This is a genomic window from Sphingomonas sp. G-3-2-10, assembly GCF_012927115.1.
In the GTDB taxonomy this organism is placed as follows: Bacteria; Pseudomonadota; Alphaproteobacteria; order Sphingomonadales; family Sphingomonadaceae; genus Sphingomonas.
This window is the reverse complement of sequence record NZ_JABBFY010000001.1, coordinates 2,913,786-2,933,630: the sequence shown is the minus strand read 5'-3', so window position 1 is coordinate 2,933,630 and position 19,845 is coordinate 2,913,786. Positions and strand designations below refer to the sequence as shown.

Here is a 19,845-nt window from a genome sequence, read left to right as displayed (position 1 = left end):
TGCATGACTGGTGGATGAACAGGATATAACATATCATTTGACGATGGTTGCGATGGCCGGTCCGCGCGGTAGAGGGGAGGGATGGCTTCGCCTCTCAAGGTCTTTTTCGACGGCGGTTGCCGGCCCAATCCAGGGGCGATGGAGCTCGCGGTGGTCGCGGGCGGGCGGACGCATGTCGTGCGCGATCTGGGGCAGGGGACGAGCGCTGACGCCGAGTGGCTGGCGCTGATCCATGCGCTGGAAGTGGGGCAGTCTTCTGGGCGCGATTTCGTGCTGATGGGCGATTCGGCGAGTATCGTCGGACAGGCCAACGGGACGGTGAAGCCGCGCGGCTCCGGCATCGCGCATCTCGAACGGTTTCGCGCGCTGGCGGGCGAAGCGCCGCCGCGTATCCGCCAGATCAAGCGCACGCAGAATCTCGCCGGGATCGCGCTGGCAAGGCTGCACGACCGGTGACGCTGATTCTGCTCAACAAGCCTTTCGACGTGCTGTGCCAGTTCACCGACGAGGCCAATGGACCGAAGCGGCGCACGCTGGCCGATTTCGTCGAGGTGCCTGGCGTCTATCCAGCCGGACGGCTCGACCGCGACAGCGAGGGGCTGTTGCTGCTGACCGATGACGGGCGGCTACAGGCGCGGATCGCCGACCCGAAATACAAGATGGCCAAGACCTATCTGGTGCAGGTCGAAGGCGATTCGGACGAGGCCGCGCTGGCGCAGTTGCGACGCGGGGTGCGGCTGAAGGACGGGATGACGCTGCCCGCCGAGGCCGAGCGGATCGACGATCCCGCGCTCTGGCCGCGCGATCCGCCGGTGCGGTTCCGCAAGACGGTGCCCGATTGCTGGCTGAAGCTGACGATCCGCGAGGGCCGCAACCGCCAGGTGCGGCGGATGACCGCCGCGGTGGGCCTGCCGACGCTGCGGCTGGTGCGCTGGTCGATAGGGGACTGGAGCGTCGAGGGGCTGGCGCCGGGGAAATGGCGCGCGGTTTAGCGCTGCCCGTTCAAACCAATTGTGCTCCGGCGAAGGCAGGAGCGTTGGCCAATATGGGCTGCGACGGCCACGGCTCCGGCCTTCGCCGGAGCACGAATCAGCTAGATCAGCCTTCCCGCTCAACCTCACGCCAGCCGATATCGCGGCGGCAAAAGCCGGTCGGGAAGTCGATCGCATCGACTGCGCGATAGGCGGCGGCCTGCGCTTCGCGCACGGTCTTGCCCGTCGCGGTCACGGTCAGCACGCGGCCGCCCGAGGCGACCAGCCTGCCGCCGTCCAGCTTCGTACCTGCGTGGAAGACCTTTGCGCCGGTCGCTTCAGCTGCTTCGATCCCGGCGATCTCGCCGTCGGTCTCGGGCGTACCGGGATAGTTGTTCGCGGCCATCACCACCGTCAGCGCGGTGCCTTCGGTGAAGACCGGGGCGGGCATCCCGCCCAGCGTACCCTTGTCGCAGGCGATCATATATTCGAGCAGATCGCCTTCCAGCCGGGTCATCAGCACCTGGCATTCGGGATCGCCGAAGCGGGCGTTATACTCGATCAGCTTGGGACCCTCGGCGGTCAGCATCAGCCCGGCATAGAGCACGCCCGAATAGGGATGCCCCTGCCGCGCCAGCGCCTCGACCGTGGGGCGGACGATCTCGTCGATCGCCTGCTGCTCCAGCGCGGCAGTGAGGACCGGGGCGGGGCTGTACGCGCCCATGCCGCCGGTGTTGGGTCCGGTATCGCCTTCGCCGACGCGCTTGTGATCCTGCGCCGATCCGAACGGCATCAGGCAGGTGCCGTCGGTCAGGACGAACAGGCTGGCTTCCTCTCCGGTCAGGAATTCCTCGATCACCACGCTGGCGCCGGGTGACGAGAAGATGTCGAGGATCGCGGCTTCGGCCTGTTCGCGCGTCTCGGCAACGGTGACGCCCTTGCCCGCGGCGAGGCCATCGGCCTTCACCACCACGGGAATCCCGAAATCGTCGAGCGCCGCAAGCGCGCCGTCCTTCGTTTCGGCGCGGGCATAGGCGGCGGTGGGGATCTTCTCGCGCTGGCAGAGATCCTTGGTGAAGCCCTTCGATCCCTCGAGCTGCGCGGGGAAACGGTTCGGGCCGAACACGCCGATACCCATCGTGCGCAGATTGTCGCCAAGGCCTTCGCACAGTGGCGCCTCGGGACCGACCACGACGAACTGGATCGAATGGCGGATGCAGAAATCGATTAGCGAGCGATGGTCGCTCGCCGAAATATCGGCGATTTCGGCGACCTGGGCGATGCCGGGGTTGCCCGGCGCGGCATAGAGGGTATCGAGCAGCGGCGATTGCGCGAGCTTCCACGCCAGCGCATGTTCGCGTCCACCCGATCCCACCAGCAGGACGTTCATGCCCGATCCCTTTTCAGAAAGCTCATCGGGGCGGCTGGTAGCCGAGGCGGTGCCCGGCGACAACGCCGCGCCGCTCAGCATCAGCGAAATGTCGTCGAAGCTGAAGCGGATGGTCGAGGGCGAGTTCGGCCATGTCCGCCTGCGCGGCGAAATTTCGGGGTGGAAGCGCGCGGCGTCGGGCCATGCCTATCTGGCGCTGAAGGATGCCGACGCAGTGATCGACGGGGTGATCTGGCGCGGCGCCGCCAGCGCGTTGCCGTTCCAGCCGCAGGACGGTCTCGAAGTGATCGCGACCGGCAAGCTTACGATCTATCCCGGCCGCTCCAAATACCAGATCGTGATCGAGCGGATGGAACTGGCGGGCGAAGGCCAGCTGATGGCGCTGCTCGAGAAGCTCAAGGCGAAACTGTCCGCCGAGGGCCTGTTCGATCCGCGCCGCAAGAAGCCGTTGCCGTACATGCCCAAGGTGATCGGCGTGGTCACCTCGCCCACCGGCGCGGTGATCCGCGACATTCTCCACCGGCTCGAGGATCGTTGCCCGACGCATGTGATCGTCTGGCCGGTCAAGGTGCAGGGCGACGGATCGGCGATGGAAGTCGCCAATGCGGTGCGCGGGTTCGATTCCATCCAGCCCGGCGGCAAGGTGCCGCGCCCGGACCTGCTGATCGTTGCGCGCGGCGGCGGCTCGATCGAGGATCTCTGGTCGTTCAACGAGGAAGTGGTGGTGCGCGCCATCGCCGATTGCTCGATTCCCGTGATCTCCGCGGTGGGGCACGAGACCGACACCAGCCTGTCCGATCATGCCGCCGATCTGCGCGCGCCGACGCCGACCGCCGCCGCCGAGATGGCGGTGCCGGTGCTGGCCGAACTGCGCCACGGCATCGCCAGCATGGCGCTGCGGGCCGAGCGCTGTGCGCGGCGCTATCACGAGCGCGGCGGCGAGCGGCTGGCGGCGCTGGTGCGCGTGCTGCCCCGGCGCGATGCGCTGCTCGGGCCGCAGCGGCAGAAGATGGATGATCTGGGCGGACGGCTCGACCGGGGGCTGGAGCGCAAGGTCCAGCGCTCTCGCGGCGAGCTCGACCGGGCGGGCGGCGCGCTGCGCCCCGCGGCGCTCGAGCATCGGCTGGAAGCGGCGCGGCACCGGTTGCTCGGCGCGTCGCGGCTGCTCGATTCGGTCAATCCCGACAATCTGCTCCAGCGCGGTTATGTCCGCGTCGGGGCGAAGGCGAGCGGCAAGGTGGTGATGACCGCCGAGGAAGCGCGCGCCGCGGGGGCCATTACGCTCCAGTTCAGGGACGGGCCGGTAGATGCGCGGGTTGAGCGTGCGGGCGGCAAATCCTATGACGGGGCCAAGCCCGAACAGCCAAGCCTGTTGTAAACCCGAATAGCCGGAAACCTGCCATGCTGATGTCGAACAACACCCGCGCCGCGCGGCTCCATTACATGGCCAACGGCTTTCGCGTGCTGTCGCCGGGCGACCATGTCGTCTGTTCGGTCAGCGACGAGCGGATCCCGCTCGACATGCTGCGCTACTGGAGCGTGGCGAAGCAGGAACCCTATGCCAGCGCGGAGCTGGCCGCGAAGGCGAGCGGATACTGATGGGCTTTTTCGCGCGGCTGCCCGCCGTCACCGCCGTGTTCGTGCTGCTGGGCAGCGGCCATATGGCGGGCGCGCCGGCCGGGAACGAAGCGGTCGCGGCGATGGTCGCGCCGGAAAGCGTCGAGGCGGGCGAACCGATCCAGGCCGCGCCGCGCGGTGCGTTCGGCCTGCGCGGACAGATCGTGCAGGGCGGCGTCGTGATCGGCGCCGCGCCGCGCGGCACGACCATGCTGACCTTCAACGGCGATCCGGTGACGGTGGCGCGTGACGGCGCGTTCCTGATCGCGTTCGATCGCGATGCCGGGCCGGGCGCACAGCTCGTCGCGACGCTGGAGAATGGATCCCGGATTGCCGAGACGCTGAGCGTCGCGCCGCGTGCCTGGAACATCTCGCGCTTGCCGACCCTGCCCAAATATCCGGTGCCCACGGCCGAGTTCCAGCGGCTGCGCCCGGGCGAGCTCGCCCAGATCAACGGCGCGCGGCGGATGCAGACCGATGCCGAGGGCTGGCGTCAGCCTTTCCTGTGGCCGGTGACCGGACGCATCTCGACCCGCTTCGGATCGCAGCGTATCTATGCCGGGGAGCCCGGGGCCTATCATTCGGGAGTCGATGTCGCGCGGCCGGTGGGCACGGTGGTGATCGCGCCGGCCGATGGCGTGGTCATTCTCGCAACTGCGAAACCGTTCACGCTCGAAGGTCATCTGCTTATGATCGATCATGGCGCGGGGCTGAACAGCGCCTTCATGCATCTTTCGCGGATCGATGTGACCACCGGCGCGCATGTCCGCCGCGGCCAGCCGATCGGCCTGGTCGGCGCGACCGGGCGGGCGACCGGGCCGCATCTCCACTGGGGGATGAAATGGCGCGACGCGCGGATCGATCCGCTGCTGCTCGCCGGCCCGATGCCCGCCGCAGAGTAAAAATCGCGCGTTTTACTTTACGGAAACTTGGCCGCGCGGGTGCGGCCAAGTTGTTCCGGTCAATTTACCCGCGCGACTCGCACTGCGATGCCGCCGCGAAACTTTGCAAAGAAACTACCCATAGCGGCGCGGGTCAGCGTGACTTTTGTGCCGGGGCGAACGCCGACCACCGTGCGGTCGTCGGTCTGGACCCAGCGGGCGCCGTCCTCGAGCGTGAAGAACACCCGGCCCGCGCCGTTGCGGTCGATCGTCTTTATGGTCGACTCGATCTCGTTGACTTCCTCTTCTCCGCCGCCCGCGAACAGGCGGATTCGCGGCAGCGACAGACCGAACACCGAACGTCGTGCTTCCTGCACCTGCTCGCGATCGATAACGACAACTTTCTTATCCTTTTCAGCGACATCGAGCTCGCCGACCGCCTTGTCGTAACAGTCCAGACGCTCCGCGGAATCGGCGATCTTGCGGCAATCGACGACGGCGGTAAGGGTCTTCGAGCGCTCCTGCGCGAGGGCGGGCGTGGCGATCAGAAGCGCGGGTAGCAGCGCGCCGGGCGCGGTCCATATCAGTCGCATTTCAGGCGTCCTCCTGGCCGCAACTAGTGGTCCAGGGCTTAGTCGTGTCAAGTTATGCTGTGTTGCAAAATGCCCACAGGTGTTTCGCCATGTGTCCTTGATGTGACTAAGTAGATTTACATGGGCCGCGCCGCCTGCTTCATCCGCGGAATCCGGTGCTTTAAAGGGGGCACCTAGGATTCAGGGAAAGGACGTTCCATGAAGAAGAATTTGGCAGGGCATCTGAAGCTCAGTGCCGCGCCGCTTGCGATGGGCTTCGCGCTCATCGCCGCGCCGGCATTCGCGCAGGATAGCGCGCCCGTCGACGGGCAGGCCGCCGAAGAAGGACAGGAAATTCTTGTCACCGGCTCGCGTATTCCGCAGCCCAATCTGACCTCGACCAGCCCGGTCACGGTCATCAACTCGGCAGAAATCAAGCTCACCGGCACCACCCGTGCGGAAGACCTGATCAACGCGCTTCCGCAGGTTTTCGCCGAATTCGGCGGCAACGTGTCGAACGGCGCAACCGGCACCGCCACGGTCAACCTGCGCGGCCTCGGCTCGCAGCGCACGCTCGTGCTGATCAACGGCCGCCGTCTCGTCCCGGGCGATCCCTCGGTTCCGTCGCCGGATCTTAACGCGATCCCGGCAGCGCTGATCAGCCGTGTCGACGTGCTCACCGGCGGTGCTTCGTCGGTTTACGGTGCAGACGCGGTCGGCGGCGTCGTCAACTTCGTGATGGACACCGACTTCACTGGCTTCAAGATCGATGGCCAGTACAGCTTCTACCAGCACAACAACGATTCGAAGACGGGCATCCGCAACGCGCTCAACGCGCGCGGCTTCCCCTATCCGGATGGTTCGGTCACCGATGGCGGCACCGTCGATGCGACGGCCACGATCGGCGCATCGTTCGATGACGGCCGCGGCCATGTCGTCGGTTATGTCGGCTATCGCAAGATCAACGCGGTCACCCAGGATCGTCGCGACTATTCGGCTTGCGCCACGCAGGCTCGTGCAGTTCCGAACAACAGCGCTACCTCGCTGTTCACCTGCGGTGGTTCGGCTACGTCGCCCCAGGGTTCGTTCATCGTCTATGATGGCGGCACCTCGACGATCTTCCAGGTCGGTCCGAACCGCACCTTCATTCCGGGTTCGACGCCGTACAACTTCGCGCCGACCAACTATTATCAGCGTCCCGACGAACGCTACACCGCCGGCTTCTTCGCGAAGTATGAGATCAGCGACGCGCTGCAGCCCTACCTCGAAGGCATGTTCATGGACGATCGCTCGATCGCCCAGATCGCGCCGTCGGGTAACTTCGGCAACACGCTCTCGATCAACTGCAACAACCCGCTTCTGTCGGCTCAGCAGCTCAGCATCGTTTGCGATAACGAGAACCTGCTCAACGCGGATGGCGAAGCCATCGGCGCTCCCGGTTCGGCCGGCGGCCCGGCTGCTGTGTTCATCGATCCGACCACCGGCACGACCTACAACCGCGGCTTCCTGCAGCCGCTGCGCCGCAACGCCGAAGGCGGTCCGCGTCGCGACGACCTGCAGCACACCAGCTACCGTATCGTCGCTGGTATGAAGGGTAATCTGGGTAACGGCTTCAGCTATGACTCCTACTATATGTATGGTCGTACGAACTTCGCCGAGACCTATTACAACGACGCTTCGGTCAGCCGCATCACCAAGGCGCTGGATGTCGTCGACGATCCGAACCAGCCGGGCATCAACCCGATCTGCCGTTCGGTGCTGTCGGGTGAAGATCCGAACTGCCTGCCGTGGGACATCTTCGCGGCTACGGGTCCGAGCGCGGGTTCGGTCAACTACATCACGATCCCGGGCTTCCAGCGCGGCAACACCGAAGAGACCGTCGCGTCCTTCTCGGTCACGGCCCTGCTGGGCGAGCATGGCGTCAAGACTCCGTGGGCCAATGGCGGCCTCGCGGTGAACCTTGGCTTCGAGTATCGCAAGGAAGCTCTCGAACTGAACACCGACATCGCATTCCAGACCGGCGACCTCGCCGGCCAGGGTGCGGCGACGTTGCCGGTTACCGGCAGCTTCAACGTGAAGGAGTTCTTCTTCGAAGGCCGCATGCCGCTCGTCCAGGACGGCTTCATCGCCGACCTCTCGATCGAAGGCGGTTATCGCTATTCGGACTATGACATCGCCGGCCGTTCGTTCCAGACGGACACCTACAAGCTGGCGGCGGAATTCGCTCCGGTTCGCGACATCCGCTTCCGCGCTGCGTACAACCGCGCAGTCCGCTCGCCGAACATCCAGGAGCTGTTCGCTCCGCGGCGTGTCGCACTGAACGGCAACGGCGATCCCTGTGCGGGTACGGCTGCTGACATCCTTGCTTCGGGTGTCACCCAGCTCCAGTGCGCAAACACCGGTGTGTCGGCTGCCCAGTTCGGCACCATCGCGGGCAATCCGGCAGGCCAGTATAACGGCCTGATCGGCGGTAACCCGAACCTGACGCCGGAAATCGCGGACACCTACACGGTGGGCGTGGTCTTCCAGCCGACGTTCGTCCGCAACTTCGCGCTGACGGTCGACTACTTCGACATCACCGTCGACAACACCGTCGCCAATATCGGCCAGGACACGATCATCGAGACGTGCCTGCGGACCGGCGACGCTTCGTTCTGCAACCTGATCAATCGTGACCAGTTCGGTTCGCTGTGGCGTACCCCAGGCGGTTACGTGACCGATACGACGCAGAACGTCGGCAGCCTGAAGACCACCGGTGTCGATATCGGCCTCAGCTACAGCCACGAGCTGGGTTCGATGGGCAGCCTCGCGCTGAACGTGAACGGCACGTATCTGGACTCGCTGGTCACCAACAACGGCGTGTCGGCTCCTTATGACTGCACGGGCCTTTATGGTCTGCAGTGCGGGACGCCGACTCCGGAATGGCGTCACAAGGCTCGCCTGACCTACACTTCGCCTTGGGGCGTGGGTCTGTCGCTCGGCTGGCGTTATTTCGACGCCGTCTCGATCGACCGTTCGAGCACCAACCCGACTCTGACCGGCGCCTTCGCGCCGCTTAACGCGAAGATCCCGTCGCAGAGCTACCTCGATCTGTCGCTCTCGGCGACGGTCGGCAAGCACTACTCGTTCCGCCTTGGCGTGCAGAACCTGCTCGACAAGGAGCCGCCGATCATCGGTGCTAACGGCACGAGCGCAGTCATCAACGCCTGCGCCAGCGTGTATTGCAACGGTAACACCTACCCGGTCGTCTATGACGCGCTGGGCCGGTACATCTACGCAGGCGTGACGCTGGACTTCTAAGTCGGCACTCGCCTACGAATACGGGCCGGCAGAGCGATCTGCCGGCCCATTTTTTTATCTCAGCCAATTCCAGAAAAGGCCGAGCCTTGTCCGGCATATCCTCCGCAACTGGCGCAACGACCGCCCCCCGCGACATCGAGGCGGACCGCGCCACGCTACGCGCGATCCACGCCACCCTGACCGGGGGCAACATGGTCCGCGCCCAGACGATGGCGGCGCAGGCGCTGGCGAGCGGAATCGAACATCCGATGGTGCTCGATCTGGCCGCGGGCGGGCTCGAAGCAGCGGGCCGGATCGAAGATGCTGCCGCCCTGCTTGCCCGCGCCGCCGAGATCGCGCCGCAGGCGCACGGCATCCGCAATGCGTTCGGCCTGATCCTCCATCGGCTCGACCGGTCGGCCGAAGCCGCGGCCGAATTCGATGCTGCGATCGCGATCGACGCCGGTTTCGCACCGGCATGGTCGAACCGTGGCACGGCGCGCATGGCGATCGCCCAGCTGGTTGACGCAAAACAGGATTTCGAGCGCGCCATCGCGCTCCAGCCCGGCAATCCGATCGCGCTGAACGGCCTTGCCCAGCTGGCGATCCGCCGCGGCGCGGCCGATGAGGCGCGCGCACTGGCGCTTCAGGCGCTGGCCCGCGCCCCGGGATTTCCGCCCCTGCTGCTTACGCTGGCCGAAGCCGAATCCGCGCTGGGCGATCCTTCCGCCGAACCCCGCCTGCGCGAGCTTGCCGCCGCTGTGGCGCTGCCGGCATCGGACCGGGCGATTGCGCTGGGCCTGCTCGGCGATACGCTCGACCGCGCCGGGCGTTTCCCCGAAGCGTTCGATGCATGGACGCAATCCGGCGTGCTTTCGCGCCAGGCCCATGCGGCCGAATATGGCGAGCGTCAGGGCATTGTCGCGCTGCTGAACGAAACGACGGCGCTGCTGGGCGGACGCCGGCTCGCGGTTCAGCCCGGCGCGGGCAAGGGGCCCGCGCGCACCCATGTCTTCCTTGTCGGCTTTCCCCGCTCGGGCACGACGCTGCTCGAACAGGTGCTCGAACAGCATCCCGAAACGGTGACGCTGGCCGAGAAGGAATGCCTGGTCGATGGCGCGCGCGCGTTGCTCGCGTCTCCGGAAAAGTTCGGCGCGTTCATGGATCTGCCCGATGCGGCGCTCGACGAATATCGTTCGGCCTATTGGGCGCGGGTGGCGGAACAGGGCGTCGATCCGGCGGGCAAGGTGTTCGTCGACAAGCATCCGTTCCACAGCTTCAAGCTGCCGCTGATCGCGCGCCTCTTCCCCGACGCGCGCATCCTGTTCGCCGAGCGCGATCCGCGCGACACGGTGCTGAGCTGCTTCCGCCGCCGCTTCCGGATGAACGACGCCAATTACCAGATGCTCACGCTGGAAGGTGCGGCGACGCTCTTCGCGGCGGCGATGGCGCAGCGCGAAGCGACCGAGGCCGCCGCGCCGGTACATGGGCTGCGCTGCGCGCTGGAGGAGATGATCGCCGATTTCGACGGCACCACGCAGGCGGTGTGCGCGCATCTCGGCATCGAATGGACGCCGGAACTGCGCGCCTTCGCGGACAAGGTCGGCGAGCGCGGGGTCTTCACGCCCAGCGCGCCGCAGCTTGCGCGCGGCCTGAATGCCGAAGGCGTGGGCAAGTGGCGCGACTATGCCGATCGGATGGCGCCGGTGCTGCCGCTGCTCGAACGCTGGGTGAAATGACGCCGGCCGAGCTCAGCCGCGATGCGGACCGCGCCGCGGCGGCAGGCGATATCGGTCGCGCGCGCGCGCTGCTCGAACAGCTGGTCGCGGCCGAACCGGAGACGATCGATCACTGGATGAAGCTGGCGGCGATGCGCCGCGCGGGCGGCGATCTGCCCGCCGCGCTGGACGCGGTGCACCGCGCGCTGGCGCTTTCGTCGCTCGATTTCATGGCGCTGCTGATGCGCGCCAGCCTGCTCGAACGGCTCGATGATGCGGAAGCGGGCGAAGCCTATGGCCGCGCGCTCGCCCAGCGGCCCGAGGGTGCGCTCGCGCCGCAGATCCTTGCCGCGCTGGCGCATGGCAAGACGCGGTACGATGCGCATATCGCCGCGAACGAAGCGAAGCTGGCGCGGGCGATGGGCGATGCCGAAGCCGGCGCGAGCGACGAGGAAGCGAAGCGGATCGCGCGCTTTCGCAGCAATGCGCTGCGGCTGACGAAGGTGTTCCATTCGAAGCCCACCCATTTCCACTTTCCGGGCCTTGTCGAGCGCGAGTTCCACGATCGCGGTGCCTTCCCCTGGCTCGCCGAGCTGGAAGCGGCGACCGACACTATCGCAAGCGAACTGGATGCGGTGATGGCCGCCGAGCGGGCCGAGCTGGTCCCCTATATCCAGTATCCCGAGCACGAGCCGTTGCAGCAATGGCGCCCGCTCAACCATTCGCGCGACTGGACCGCGATCCATCTGTGGCAGAATGGCCGGACGATCCGCGCCAATGCCCGGCATTGCCCGCAGACGATGGCGCTGCTCGAGCGGTTGCCCCAGCCCCGGATCGCGGGCTGCTCGCCCAATGCGATGTTCTCGCTGCTGGCGCCCGAAACCAGCATTCCGCCGCATACCGGCGTGGCGAACACCCGGCTGGTCTGCCACTTGCCGCTGATCGTGCCGGAGGGCTGCTGGTTCCGCGTCGGCGCGGAGACGCGCGAGTGGAAGCGCGGCGAGGCGTTCGTGTTCGACGATACGATCGAGCATGAAGCGGCCAATCCCAGCAAGGCGCTGCGCGTCGTGTTCATCATCGACGTGGTGCATCCGGGGCTGAGCCGGGCGGAGCAGGCGGCGGTCAAGGCGCTGATGGAAGCGCAGACCGGAAGCGGCGTGGGCGGGCTGTGAGCTTTTCCGAGGCGATGACGCGCGCCGAGCGCAATCCGGGCGACGCGACCGCGGCGATGCTGCTCGCCAAGGTTGCGCTGGAGGAAGGGCAGGAGGCCCGCGCCATCCCGCCGGTGAAGGCTGCGGCCGAGACCGTGCGCAACAACGCGCAGCTGTGGCAATGGCTCGGCCTGCTCTATCGCGGGCTGGACGAACATGCACTGGCGATCCCGGCCTTCAATGCGGCGGCGATGCTCGCCCCGCAGGACGCGAAGATCGCGCTGGGCCGCGCGCAGACTGCGATGGAAGCGGGGCTCGACGCCGAAGCGCTGTACCGGGCGGCGATCCAGATCGCGCCGGGCGATGGCGACGCGCTGCTGAGCCTGGCGGCGGCACGGCTCCAGCGCGGCGACGGCGAAGCGGCGCTGGCCGAACTTGCGGCGATCGTCGAAGCCAATCCGGGCTGGACCACCGGCCATGAGCAGCTCGCGCGTCTGCGCTTCATCCTGGGGCAAAAGGATGTTGCGATGGCGTCCTTCGATCGCGCGCTCGCGGTGCAGCCGGGCAACGAAGCCCTGTGGCAATCGCTGATCCTGACGCTGATGGCGGCGGACCGTTATGCCGAGACGCTGCCGGTGATCGACCGCGCCCGGCGGATGCTGGGCAACAGCGTGTTCCTCGACGCGAATGAAGCCGTGGTCCATTCGGAGACCGGTGCGGTGGCGCAGGCCGATGGGCTCTACGCGAAGCTGGCGGGGCTCAACGACGTTTCGTTCGCGGTGCGCCATGTCCGCCATCTGCTGCGCACCGGCCGCGCCGAAGCGGCGCTGCCCCTCATCGACCATTGGACGCCGCATCCCGAGGGGCGGCTGATGTGGCCCTATGCCTCGCTTGCCTGGCGGATGACGGGCGACCCGCGCTGGCAATGGATGGAAGGCGATCCGCGACTGGTCGGCATCTATGACCTGACCGCCAAGCTGCCCCCGCTCGACCGGCTCGCGGAGGTGCTGCGCGGAATGCATCGCGCGAACGACCAGCATCTCGACCAGTCGGTGCGCGGCGGCACGCAGACCGATGGACCCTTGTTCAGCCGGATCGAGCCGGAGATCCGCCAGCTGCGCGCTGCGATCGTCGATGCGGTGCGCGGGCATGTCGCCCAGTTGCCGATGCGCGATCCCCGGCACCCGACGCTTGCGCCGCGCCGCGACCGTACGCCGCGCTTCTCCGGCAGCTGGTCGGTGCGGCTTGGCGGATCGGGGCGGCACGCCAACCATATCCACCCGCTCGGCTGGTTCAGTTCCGCGCTCTATGTCGCGCTGCCCGAGGGGCGCGAGGGACATGAGGGCTGGCTGACGCTCGGCGCGCCGCAGGAATCGCTGGGTCTCGATCTGCCGCCGGTGCGGATGATCGAGCCCAAGCCCGGGCGGCTGGTGCTGTTCCCGTCGACCATGTGGCACGGCACCGTGCCGTTCGCGTCGGGCGAGCGGCTGACCGTGGCGTTCGATGTGGCGCCGCCGCGTTGAGCCCGCCACCCGAACTCGCGCCGGTGATCGAACGCTATCGCCGTGGCGACCTGCCCGGCGCGCGCGTGGCGGCGGAGGCCGCACTGGCGGCGAATCCCGGCCTGCTGCCGCTGCGCGCGCTTGCCGGCATGATCGCGTGCCAGATGGGGGATCCGGCGGGCGGCGCGAAGCATTTGCGGATTGCGCTGGCAGCCGCGCCACAGGATCGCGCGACGCGCGCCAATCTGGCGATGGCGCTGGTCTCGACCGGCGATCTGGACGAAGCGCGTGACGTGATCGGCGGATCGGACGATCCGAAGCTGATCCGGCTGCTGGCCTATATCCACCAGCAGCAGGAACGGCCCGCAGCGGCGGGGGACGCCTATGCGCGGGTGGTTGCGGCTTTCCCCGAGGATTTCGAGAGCTGGAACAATCTCGGCAATGCCCGCGCCGCGACCGGCGATGTCGAAGGCGGGATCGCCGCGTTCGAGCGGGCGATCAACCTGCGGCCCGATCTGCCCGCGATGTACATCAATCTCGCCCGGTTGCTGACCGGGGCCGACCGGCAGGACGCGCGGCAGACGACGATGCGCGCAGCGGCGAAGGCTGTGCCGGGCGATGCCGAAGTGCAGCTGGAGCTGGGGCTGGCCGAAGCGGGCGTGCGCGATTATCCGGCTGCCGAGGCGGCGTTCCGGGCGGCACTGGCGATCGATCCGGCGCTGACGCCAGCCTATCTCGAGCTGGGGCTGCTGCTCGAGAATCTCAACCGGATCGACGATCTGGAAGCGCTGACGGAAACCGCGGCGGCAAACGGCGCGGGCGGGGCCGAACTCGATTTCCTGCGCGCATGGATGCTGCGGCGGCGCAACGATTTCGCGGGTGCGCTGCCGCTTGCCGAAGCGACGCCCGAGACGATCAACCCGATCCGGCGCTGGCAGTTGCTGGCCGAGATCGCCGACCGGCTGGGCGACACCGGCCGCGCTTTCCCTGCATTCGAGGCGATGAATCGTGCGTCGCTGGCGGCGGCGGGGCCGTCCGACGAGGATTATCATGGCGAGGTAGCGGCCGAGATCGCGCGGCTGACTCCGGCGAAGGTCGCGGAATGGTCGCGTATCGCGGTGCCGGATACGCCACCGGCGCCCGTCTTCATCCTGGGCTTCCCGCGTTCGGGCACGACCCTGCTCGACACGCTGATGATGAACATGCCGGATCTGCACGTGCTGGAGGAGCTGCCGGTGATGCGGCAGGTCGAGGCGATGATCGATCCCGATGCGCTGGCGGACATCACCGGCGAACAGGCGGCAGCGATGCGCGCGCGCTATTTCGAAGCGCTCGACATCATCTCCAAGCCGGAGCGGCCGGGACAGACGGTCGTCGACAAATATCCCCTGCACATGGCGCGCGTGCCGCTGATCCACCGCGTGTTCCCCGACGCGAAGCTGATTCTGGTCGAGCGCCACCCGTGCGACGCGGTGCTGAGCTGCTTCATGTCGAACTTTCAGCTCAACAAGGCGATGCGCGAGTTCGTCACGCTGGAAGGCGCGGCGCGATTGTACGACGCGGCCTTCACCTGCTGGGAACGCGCGACCGCGCTGCTGCCGGTGCAGGTCCACCGCGTCCGCTACGAGCGGATGGTCGAGGATCTCGAAGGCGAGATGCGCGCGTTGCTCGGCTTTCTCGACATGCCGTGGGACGACAAGATCCTCGACAATCGCGGCGCGGCGGCGAAGCGCGACCATATCCGCACCGCCAGCTACGCGCAGGTCGGCGAGGCGATCTACAAGCGCTCCGCCGGGCGCTGGGAGCGATATCGCGAGCAGATGGCTCCGGTATTGCCGGTACTGAAACCCTGGGCGGAGCGGATGGGATACGAACTCTGACCAGGCCCCTCCTCCACAGAGGAGGGGCCCGGCAGCCTCACGCCACCTTCAGTTCCAGCTTCCCGTCGCCTTCGTCGACATGGACGGTTGATCCGTCCTTCACGTCGCCGCGCAGGATCAGGTCCGCCAGCGGATCCTGAAGATAGCGCTGCACCGCGCGCTTGAGCGGACGCGCGCCATAGACCGGATCATAGCCGACCCGGCCCAGCCACGCCCGGGCCGCATCGGTCAGCTCGATGCGGATCTTGCGATCGGCCAGCAGCTTCGACACGCGCGCGACCTGGATGTCGACGATCGGCGCCATGTGATCCGCCGCCAGACGGTGGAACAGGATGATCTCGTCGAGCCGGTTAAGGAATTCCGGGCGGAAATGTGCGCGGACGATCTCCATCACCTGCGGCTCGACATCATCGACCTTCTGCCCCTCGCCCAGATTGGTGAGGAACTGCGAACCGAGATTCGAGGTCAGGATGATGATCGTGTTCGAGAAATCGACCGTGCGGCCCTGGCCATCGGTCAGCCGCCCGTCGTCCAGCACCTGCAGCAGCACGTTGAACACGTCGCCATGCGCCTTCTCGACTTCGTCGAACAGCACGACCTGATAGGGGCGGCGCCGCACCGCTTCGGTCAGCACGCCGCCTTCCTCATATCCGACATAGCCCGGAGGCGCGCCGATCAGCCGCGCGACCGAATGCTTCTCCATGAACTCGCTCATGTCGATGCGGACCATCGCATTGGGATCGTCGAACAGGAATTCGGCGAGCGCCTTGGTCAGCTCGGTCTTGCCGACGCCCGTCGGCCCCAGGAACAGGAAGCTGCCCAGCGGCCGGTTCGGGTCCTGAAGCCCCGCCCGCGAACGGCGCACGGCAGTGGAGACGGCCTTCACCGCGTCCGACTGGCCGATGACGCGCTTGCCGAGCATTTCCTCCATGTTGAGGAGCTTCTCGCGCTCGCCTTCCATCATCCGTTCCATCGGGATTCCGGTCCAGCGTGCGACCACCGCCGCGATGTCGTCGGCGGTCACTTCCTCGCGCAGCATCGCGCCGCGGGTAGTGGCCTGTGCCTCCTCCAGCTGCTTCTCCAGTGCGGGGATGGTGCCGTATTGCAGCTCGCCCGCCTTGCCGAGATCACCCGCGCGCTGCGCCTGATCGAGCTGGACGCGCGCGGCGTCGAGCTGTTCCTTCAGCTTCGCTTCGCCGGCGATCTTGTCCTTCTCGCCCTGCCAGCGGCTGGTCAGCTCGGCGGATTGCTGTTCGAGGTTCGCAAGCTCGGATTCGAGCGTCGCCAGCCGGTCCTTCGACGCAGCGTCGCTTTCCTTCTTCAGCGCCTCGCGCTCGATCTTGAGCTGGATGATGCGCCGGTCGAGATTTTCGATTTCCTCGGGCTTGCTCTCCACTTCCATGCGGATGCGCGACGCGGCTTCGTCCATCAGGTCGATGGCTTTGTCGGGCAGGAAACGATCGGTGATGTACCGGTTCGACAGGGTTGCCGCCGCCACGATCGCGCCGTCGCTGATCCGCACGCCGTGGTGCAGATCATATTTCTCCTTGATGCCGCGCAGGATCGAGATCGTATCCTCGACCGTGGGCTCGCCGACGAACACCGGCTGGAAGCGGCGCTGGAGCGCAGCGTCCTTTTCCACATACTTGCGATATTCGTCGAGCGTGGTCGCGCCGATGCAATGCAGCTCGCCGCGGGCCAGCGCGGGCTTGAGCAGGTTGCCGGCGTCCATCGCGCCTTCGGTCTTCCCCGCGCCGATCAGCGTGTGCATCTCGTCGATGAAGAGGATGATGTCGCCCTCGGCGGCCTTCACTTCGTCGAGCACGCCCTTCAGCCGTTCTTCGAACTCGCCGCGATATTTGGCGCCCGCGATCAGGCTGCCCATGTCGAGCGACATGAGGGTGCGGTCCTTGATCCCGTCGGGCACGTCGCCATTGACGATGCGCAGCGCGAGCCCCTCCGCGATCGCGGTCTTGCCGACGCCGGGTTCGCCGATCAGCACGGGATTGTTCTTGGTGCGGCGGGCGAGGATCTGGATGGTGCGGCGGATTTCCTCGTCGCGGCCGATCACCGGATCGAGCTTGCCCGCACGCGCATCGGCGGTCAGGTCGCGCGCGAACTTCTTCAGCGCATCATAGCGATCCTCGGCGCCTGCCGTGTCGGCGGTCTTGCCCTTGCGCAGCGCATTGATCGCGGTGTTGAGCGCCTCGGGCTTCACGCCCGCGGCCGCGAGCGCCTTGCCGGTCGCAGTGGTGCTGGCCAGTGTCAGCGCGAGCAGCAGCCGCTCGACGGTGACGAAGCTGTCGCCTGCCTTGGTCGCCACCTGTTCGGCCTGATCGAGCACGCGGACCAGATCATTGTCGAGGCCCGGCGTCTGCTGCGCCCCGCCGCCCGACACCGCAGGCACCTTCGCCAGCAGCGCATCGGTTTCGGCCAGCGCGCGCTTCGCATCGCCGCCCGCGGCCGCGATCAGGCCCGAAGCCATGCCCTTCTCGTCCTCGAGCAAAGCCTTCAGCAAATGTTCGGGCGAAATCCGCTGATGGTTCATGCGGATGGCGACGGTTTGCGCCGACTGGAGGAAACCCTTGGCGCGGTCGGTAAATTTGTCGAGATTCATGGTCGTCCCTGTTACCCTTCGCGGAAACAGATGGTGTTGCATTTCGGCAACACAAGGGGAGGCGTGATGATCCTGGCTTTTGCCCCGCTTTGGGCCTCGCTGCAATGAAGTGGCTTCGCCGTATCGGCCTGTCGCTGGTCGCGCTGATCCTCGTCGCCGCATTCGGCCTCGCCACATGGGAGCCGTTGCTGGCGCGGCGCATGGCGCCCCCGCCGGACCGAACGTACGACGTCGAGATCGTCCGCGACGATTTCGGGGTGCCGCATATCTTCGGGAAGACCGATCCCGATGTCGCGTACGGCATCGCCTATGCCCATGCCGAGGATGATTTCTCGACGCTTCAGGAAGTGCTGGCGATGACGCGCGGGCGGCTCGGCGCGATCAACGGGCAGGAGGGGGCGAAGACCGATTATGTCGTCGATCTGCTCGGCGCGCGGGCGACGGTGGCGCGGGATTATATGAAGCAGCCGGCAGACGTGCGGGCGCTGCTCGACGGCTATGCGGCCGGGCTGAACCGCTATGCCGAGAAGCATCCGCAGGAGATCCGGCTGGCGAAACTGTTCCCGGTCAATGGCGAGGATATCGCGACCGGCTTCGTCGTGCGCTCGCCCTTCTTCTTCGGGCTGGACGCGTATCTCGGCGCGCTGGGCGGGGACAAGCCGCTACCGGTCGAAAGCGCGGGCGCGCTCGATGCGCCGAACTTCTCGCCGCTTGGGCCGGAGCCGGGCCAGGCCGGGTCGAACGCGTTCCTTGTTGCGCCAAAGCGATCGGCGGACGGTGCGACGCGGCTGGTGTCGAACTCGCACCAGCCGTGGCGCGGCGGGGCGGCATGGTACGAACTGGTGGTGCATTCGAAGACGGGCTGGAATTTCGCCGGCGCGACCTTCCCCGGCGCGCCCTATCCGCTGATGGGGCATAACGAGCATCTCGGCTGGACGAACACGGTCAACCGGCCGGACATGATCGACGTGTACAGGTTGGTGCTGAACGAAGGCGGCGACCAGTATCGTTACGATGGCCAGTGGCGCCGACTTGAGAAGCACACCGTCTGGCTGCCGGTGAAGCTCTGGGGGCCGTTCGTGCTGCCGGTGCCGCGCAGCGTCGAGCGCGCGGTGCAGGGGCCGGTGATGCGCAACAGGAGCGGGGCCTATGCGCTGCGCTATGGCGGTGCGGACCAGTTGAGAATGGTCGAGCAATATTACCGCATCAACCGCGCACGGGACTTCGGTGCGTGGCAGGCGGCGATGGCGATGCAGGGCGTGCCGGGCACCAACTTCCTCTATGCCGACAAGGCTGGGAATATCGCCTATTTCTACAATGCCAGCTTCCCTAACCGGAAGCCGGGCTATGACTATGCCAAGGTGCTGCCGGGCGACACGTCAAAGGCGTATGCGCCGGGAACGGTGCCGTGGAGCATGGTGCCGCGGAACGTGAATCCGGGTTCGGGCTTCCTCCAGAACGCCAACAATTCGCCCTATCAGGCGGCGGGCGAGGGCTCCGAAATCCCGCTCCAGCCGCCTTTGCTGGGCGTCGAGACCGACACCACCAATCGCGGCACCCGCGCGCTGGAACTGCTCGCGGCGGACGGTTCGATCAGCGACGCGGATCTGGTGGCGATCAAGTTCGACAGTGGGGTGAGCCGGACCGGCTATCTCGGGCGCTGGTATGACGAGATACTGAAGGTCGATCCCAGGGGCGACAAATTGCTGATCCGCGCCCGCGATCTGCTGGCGGCATGGGACTGGAATTTCGACGGCAAGGGTGCGGCGGATTCGCTCGCCTACTCGATCCTGCGCGTGCCCAATCGCTGGCATTACGAGCGCAAGCCAAAACCCGATCCGCGCACGGTGCTGACCGAAGCCGCGACTTATCTGGAAAGGCATTTCGGCCGGCTGGACCTGCCGCTGGGCAGCTTCATCCGGCTGCGTCAAGGCAATGTCGACCTGCCGATGGACGGCGGCCCGGATTCGCTGCGCGCCGCGACCAGTTACGACGAACTGCCCGATGGCCGCCTCGCGATCCGCCACGGCGACAGTTTCATCATGTTCGTGACCTGGGACACGTCCGGCAAGGTTTCGTCGCGGTCGATCCAGCCCTTCGGATCGGCGAGCACGCGGCCCGCTTCGAAACATTATACCGATCAGGCGCGGCTGTTCGTCGCGCACCGGTTCAAGCCGGTCTGGTTCGATCCCGCCGGGCTGCGCGGGCATACCGAGAGAAGGTACCGGCCCTGAATCCCTCTCCCATTGGGAGAGGGAGATCAGTGC

14 protein-coding genes are annotated in these 19,845 nt (G+C 66.8%); 11 read left to right on the top strand and 3 right to left on the bottom strand.

Going from position 1 to position 19,845, the window contains the following annotated elements; genetic code table 11:
- Nucleotides 1–81 precede the first annotated feature (81 nt).
- Both HHL13_RS14760 and HHL13_RS14755 read left to right on the top strand, forming a co-directional pair.
- The gene (locus tag HHL13_RS14760) at nt 82–456 is read left to right on the top strand and encodes a ribonuclease HI (RefSeq protein ID WP_169556380.1); all 375 of its coding nucleotides are present in this window, start codon (nt 82–84) and stop codon (nt 454–456) included.
- Complete coding sequence (locus HHL13_RS14755; RefSeq protein WP_169556379.1) at nt 453–992, top strand: pseudouridine synthase; 540 nt, start codon at nt 453–455, stop codon at nt 990–992. The genes HHL13_RS14760 and HHL13_RS14755 overlap by 4 nt, the downstream gene beginning before the upstream one ends.
- A gap of 106 nt (nt 993–1,098) precedes the next feature.
- On the opposite strand, the gene purD is transcribed toward HHL13_RS14755, so the two are convergent.
- Nucleotides 1,099–2,361 (bottom strand): phosphoribosylamine--glycine ligase, encoded by a 1,263-nt coding sequence (gene purD, locus HHL13_RS14750; RefSeq protein ID WP_169556378.1) that lies wholly within the window; start codon nt 2,359–2,361, stop codon nt 1,099–1,101.
- Here purD and xseA point away from each other — a divergent pair.
- Genes xseA through HHL13_RS14735 form a run of 3 tightly spaced genes read left to right on the top strand, consistent with a single transcriptional unit; the run spans nt 2,360 to nt 4,880 of the window.
- Nucleotides 2,360–3,739, top strand: a complete 1,380-nt coding sequence (xseA, locus tag HHL13_RS14745; RefSeq protein ID WP_169556377.1) for an exodeoxyribonuclease VII large subunit — start codon at nt 2,360–2,362, stop codon at nt 3,737–3,739. The two genes, purD and xseA, sit on opposite strands and share 2 nt — an antisense overlap.
- A gap of 23 nt (nt 3,740–3,762) precedes the next feature.
- The gene (locus HHL13_RS14740; protein ID WP_169556376.1) at nt 3,763–3,960 is read left to right on the top strand and encodes a DUF2093 domain-containing protein; all 198 of its coding nucleotides are present in this window, start codon (nt 3,763–3,765) and stop codon (nt 3,958–3,960) included.
- Complete coding sequence (locus HHL13_RS14735; RefSeq protein ID WP_169556375.1) at nt 3,960–4,880, top strand: M23 family metallopeptidase; 921 nt, start codon at nt 3,960–3,962, stop codon at nt 4,878–4,880. The genes HHL13_RS14740 and HHL13_RS14735 overlap by 1 nt, the downstream gene beginning before the upstream one ends.
- Before the next feature lie 59 nt (nt 4,881–4,939).
- Here HHL13_RS14735 and HHL13_RS14730 read toward each other — a convergent pair whose 3' ends face one another.
- On the bottom strand, nt 4,940–5,452 hold the full coding sequence (locus HHL13_RS14730) for a hypothetical protein (RefSeq protein ID WP_169556374.1): 513 nt from the start codon (nt 5,450–5,452) through the stop codon (nt 4,940–4,942).
- Between the two features lie 198 nt (nt 5,453–5,650).
- On the opposite strand from HHL13_RS14730, the gene HHL13_RS14725 reads away from it, so the two are divergent.
- From HHL13_RS14725 to HHL13_RS14705, 5 genes are all read left to right on the top strand, one after another.
- Nucleotides 5,651–8,731, top strand: a complete 3,081-nt coding sequence (locus tag HHL13_RS14725; RefSeq protein ID WP_169556373.1) for a TonB-dependent receptor — start codon at nt 5,651–5,653, stop codon at nt 8,729–8,731.
- 86 nt (nt 8,732–8,817) lie between these two features.
- Nucleotides 8,818–10,449 carry a sulfotransferase gene (locus HHL13_RS14720; RefSeq protein ID WP_169556372.1) on the top strand — a complete coding sequence of 544 codons (1,632 nt, stop codon included), beginning with the start codon at nt 8,818–8,820 and terminating at the stop codon, nt 10,447–10,449.
- A complete protein-coding gene (locus tag HHL13_RS14715) occupies nt 10,446–11,600 on the top strand; it encodes an aspartyl/asparaginyl beta-hydroxylase domain-containing protein (RefSeq protein ID WP_240953712.1) in 1,155 nt (384 codons plus the stop codon). The genes HHL13_RS14720 and HHL13_RS14715 overlap by 4 nt, the downstream gene beginning before the upstream one ends.
- 14 nt (nt 11,601–11,614) lie before the next feature.
- Nucleotides 11,615–13,102: a tetratricopeptide repeat protein gene (locus HHL13_RS14710; RefSeq protein ID WP_169556371.1), complete on the top strand. Its 1,488-nt coding sequence runs from the start codon at nt 11,615–11,617 to the stop codon at nt 13,100–13,102.
- Nucleotides 13,099–14,961 (top strand): tetratricopeptide repeat-containing sulfotransferase family protein, encoded by a 1,863-nt coding sequence (locus HHL13_RS14705; RefSeq protein WP_169556370.1) that lies wholly within the window; start codon nt 13,099–13,101, stop codon nt 14,959–14,961. Before HHL13_RS14710 ends, HHL13_RS14705 begins: the two co-directional genes overlap by 4 nt.
- Before the next feature lie 37 nt (nt 14,962–14,998).
- On the opposite strand, the gene clpB is transcribed toward HHL13_RS14705, so the two are convergent.
- Nucleotides 14,999–17,578, bottom strand: coding sequence for an ATP-dependent chaperone ClpB (gene clpB, locus HHL13_RS14700; protein WP_169556369.1), 2,580 nt, complete (start codon nt 17,576–17,578; stop codon nt 14,999–15,001).
- Between the two features lie 104 nt (nt 17,579–17,682).
- On the opposite strand from clpB, the gene HHL13_RS14695 reads away from it, so the two are divergent.
- Nucleotides 17,683–19,812 carry an acylase gene (locus tag HHL13_RS14695; RefSeq protein ID WP_206376937.1) on the top strand — a complete coding sequence of 710 codons (2,130 nt, stop codon included), beginning with the start codon at nt 17,683–17,685 and terminating at the stop codon, nt 19,810–19,812.
- Nucleotides 19,813–19,845 lie beyond the last annotated feature (33 nt).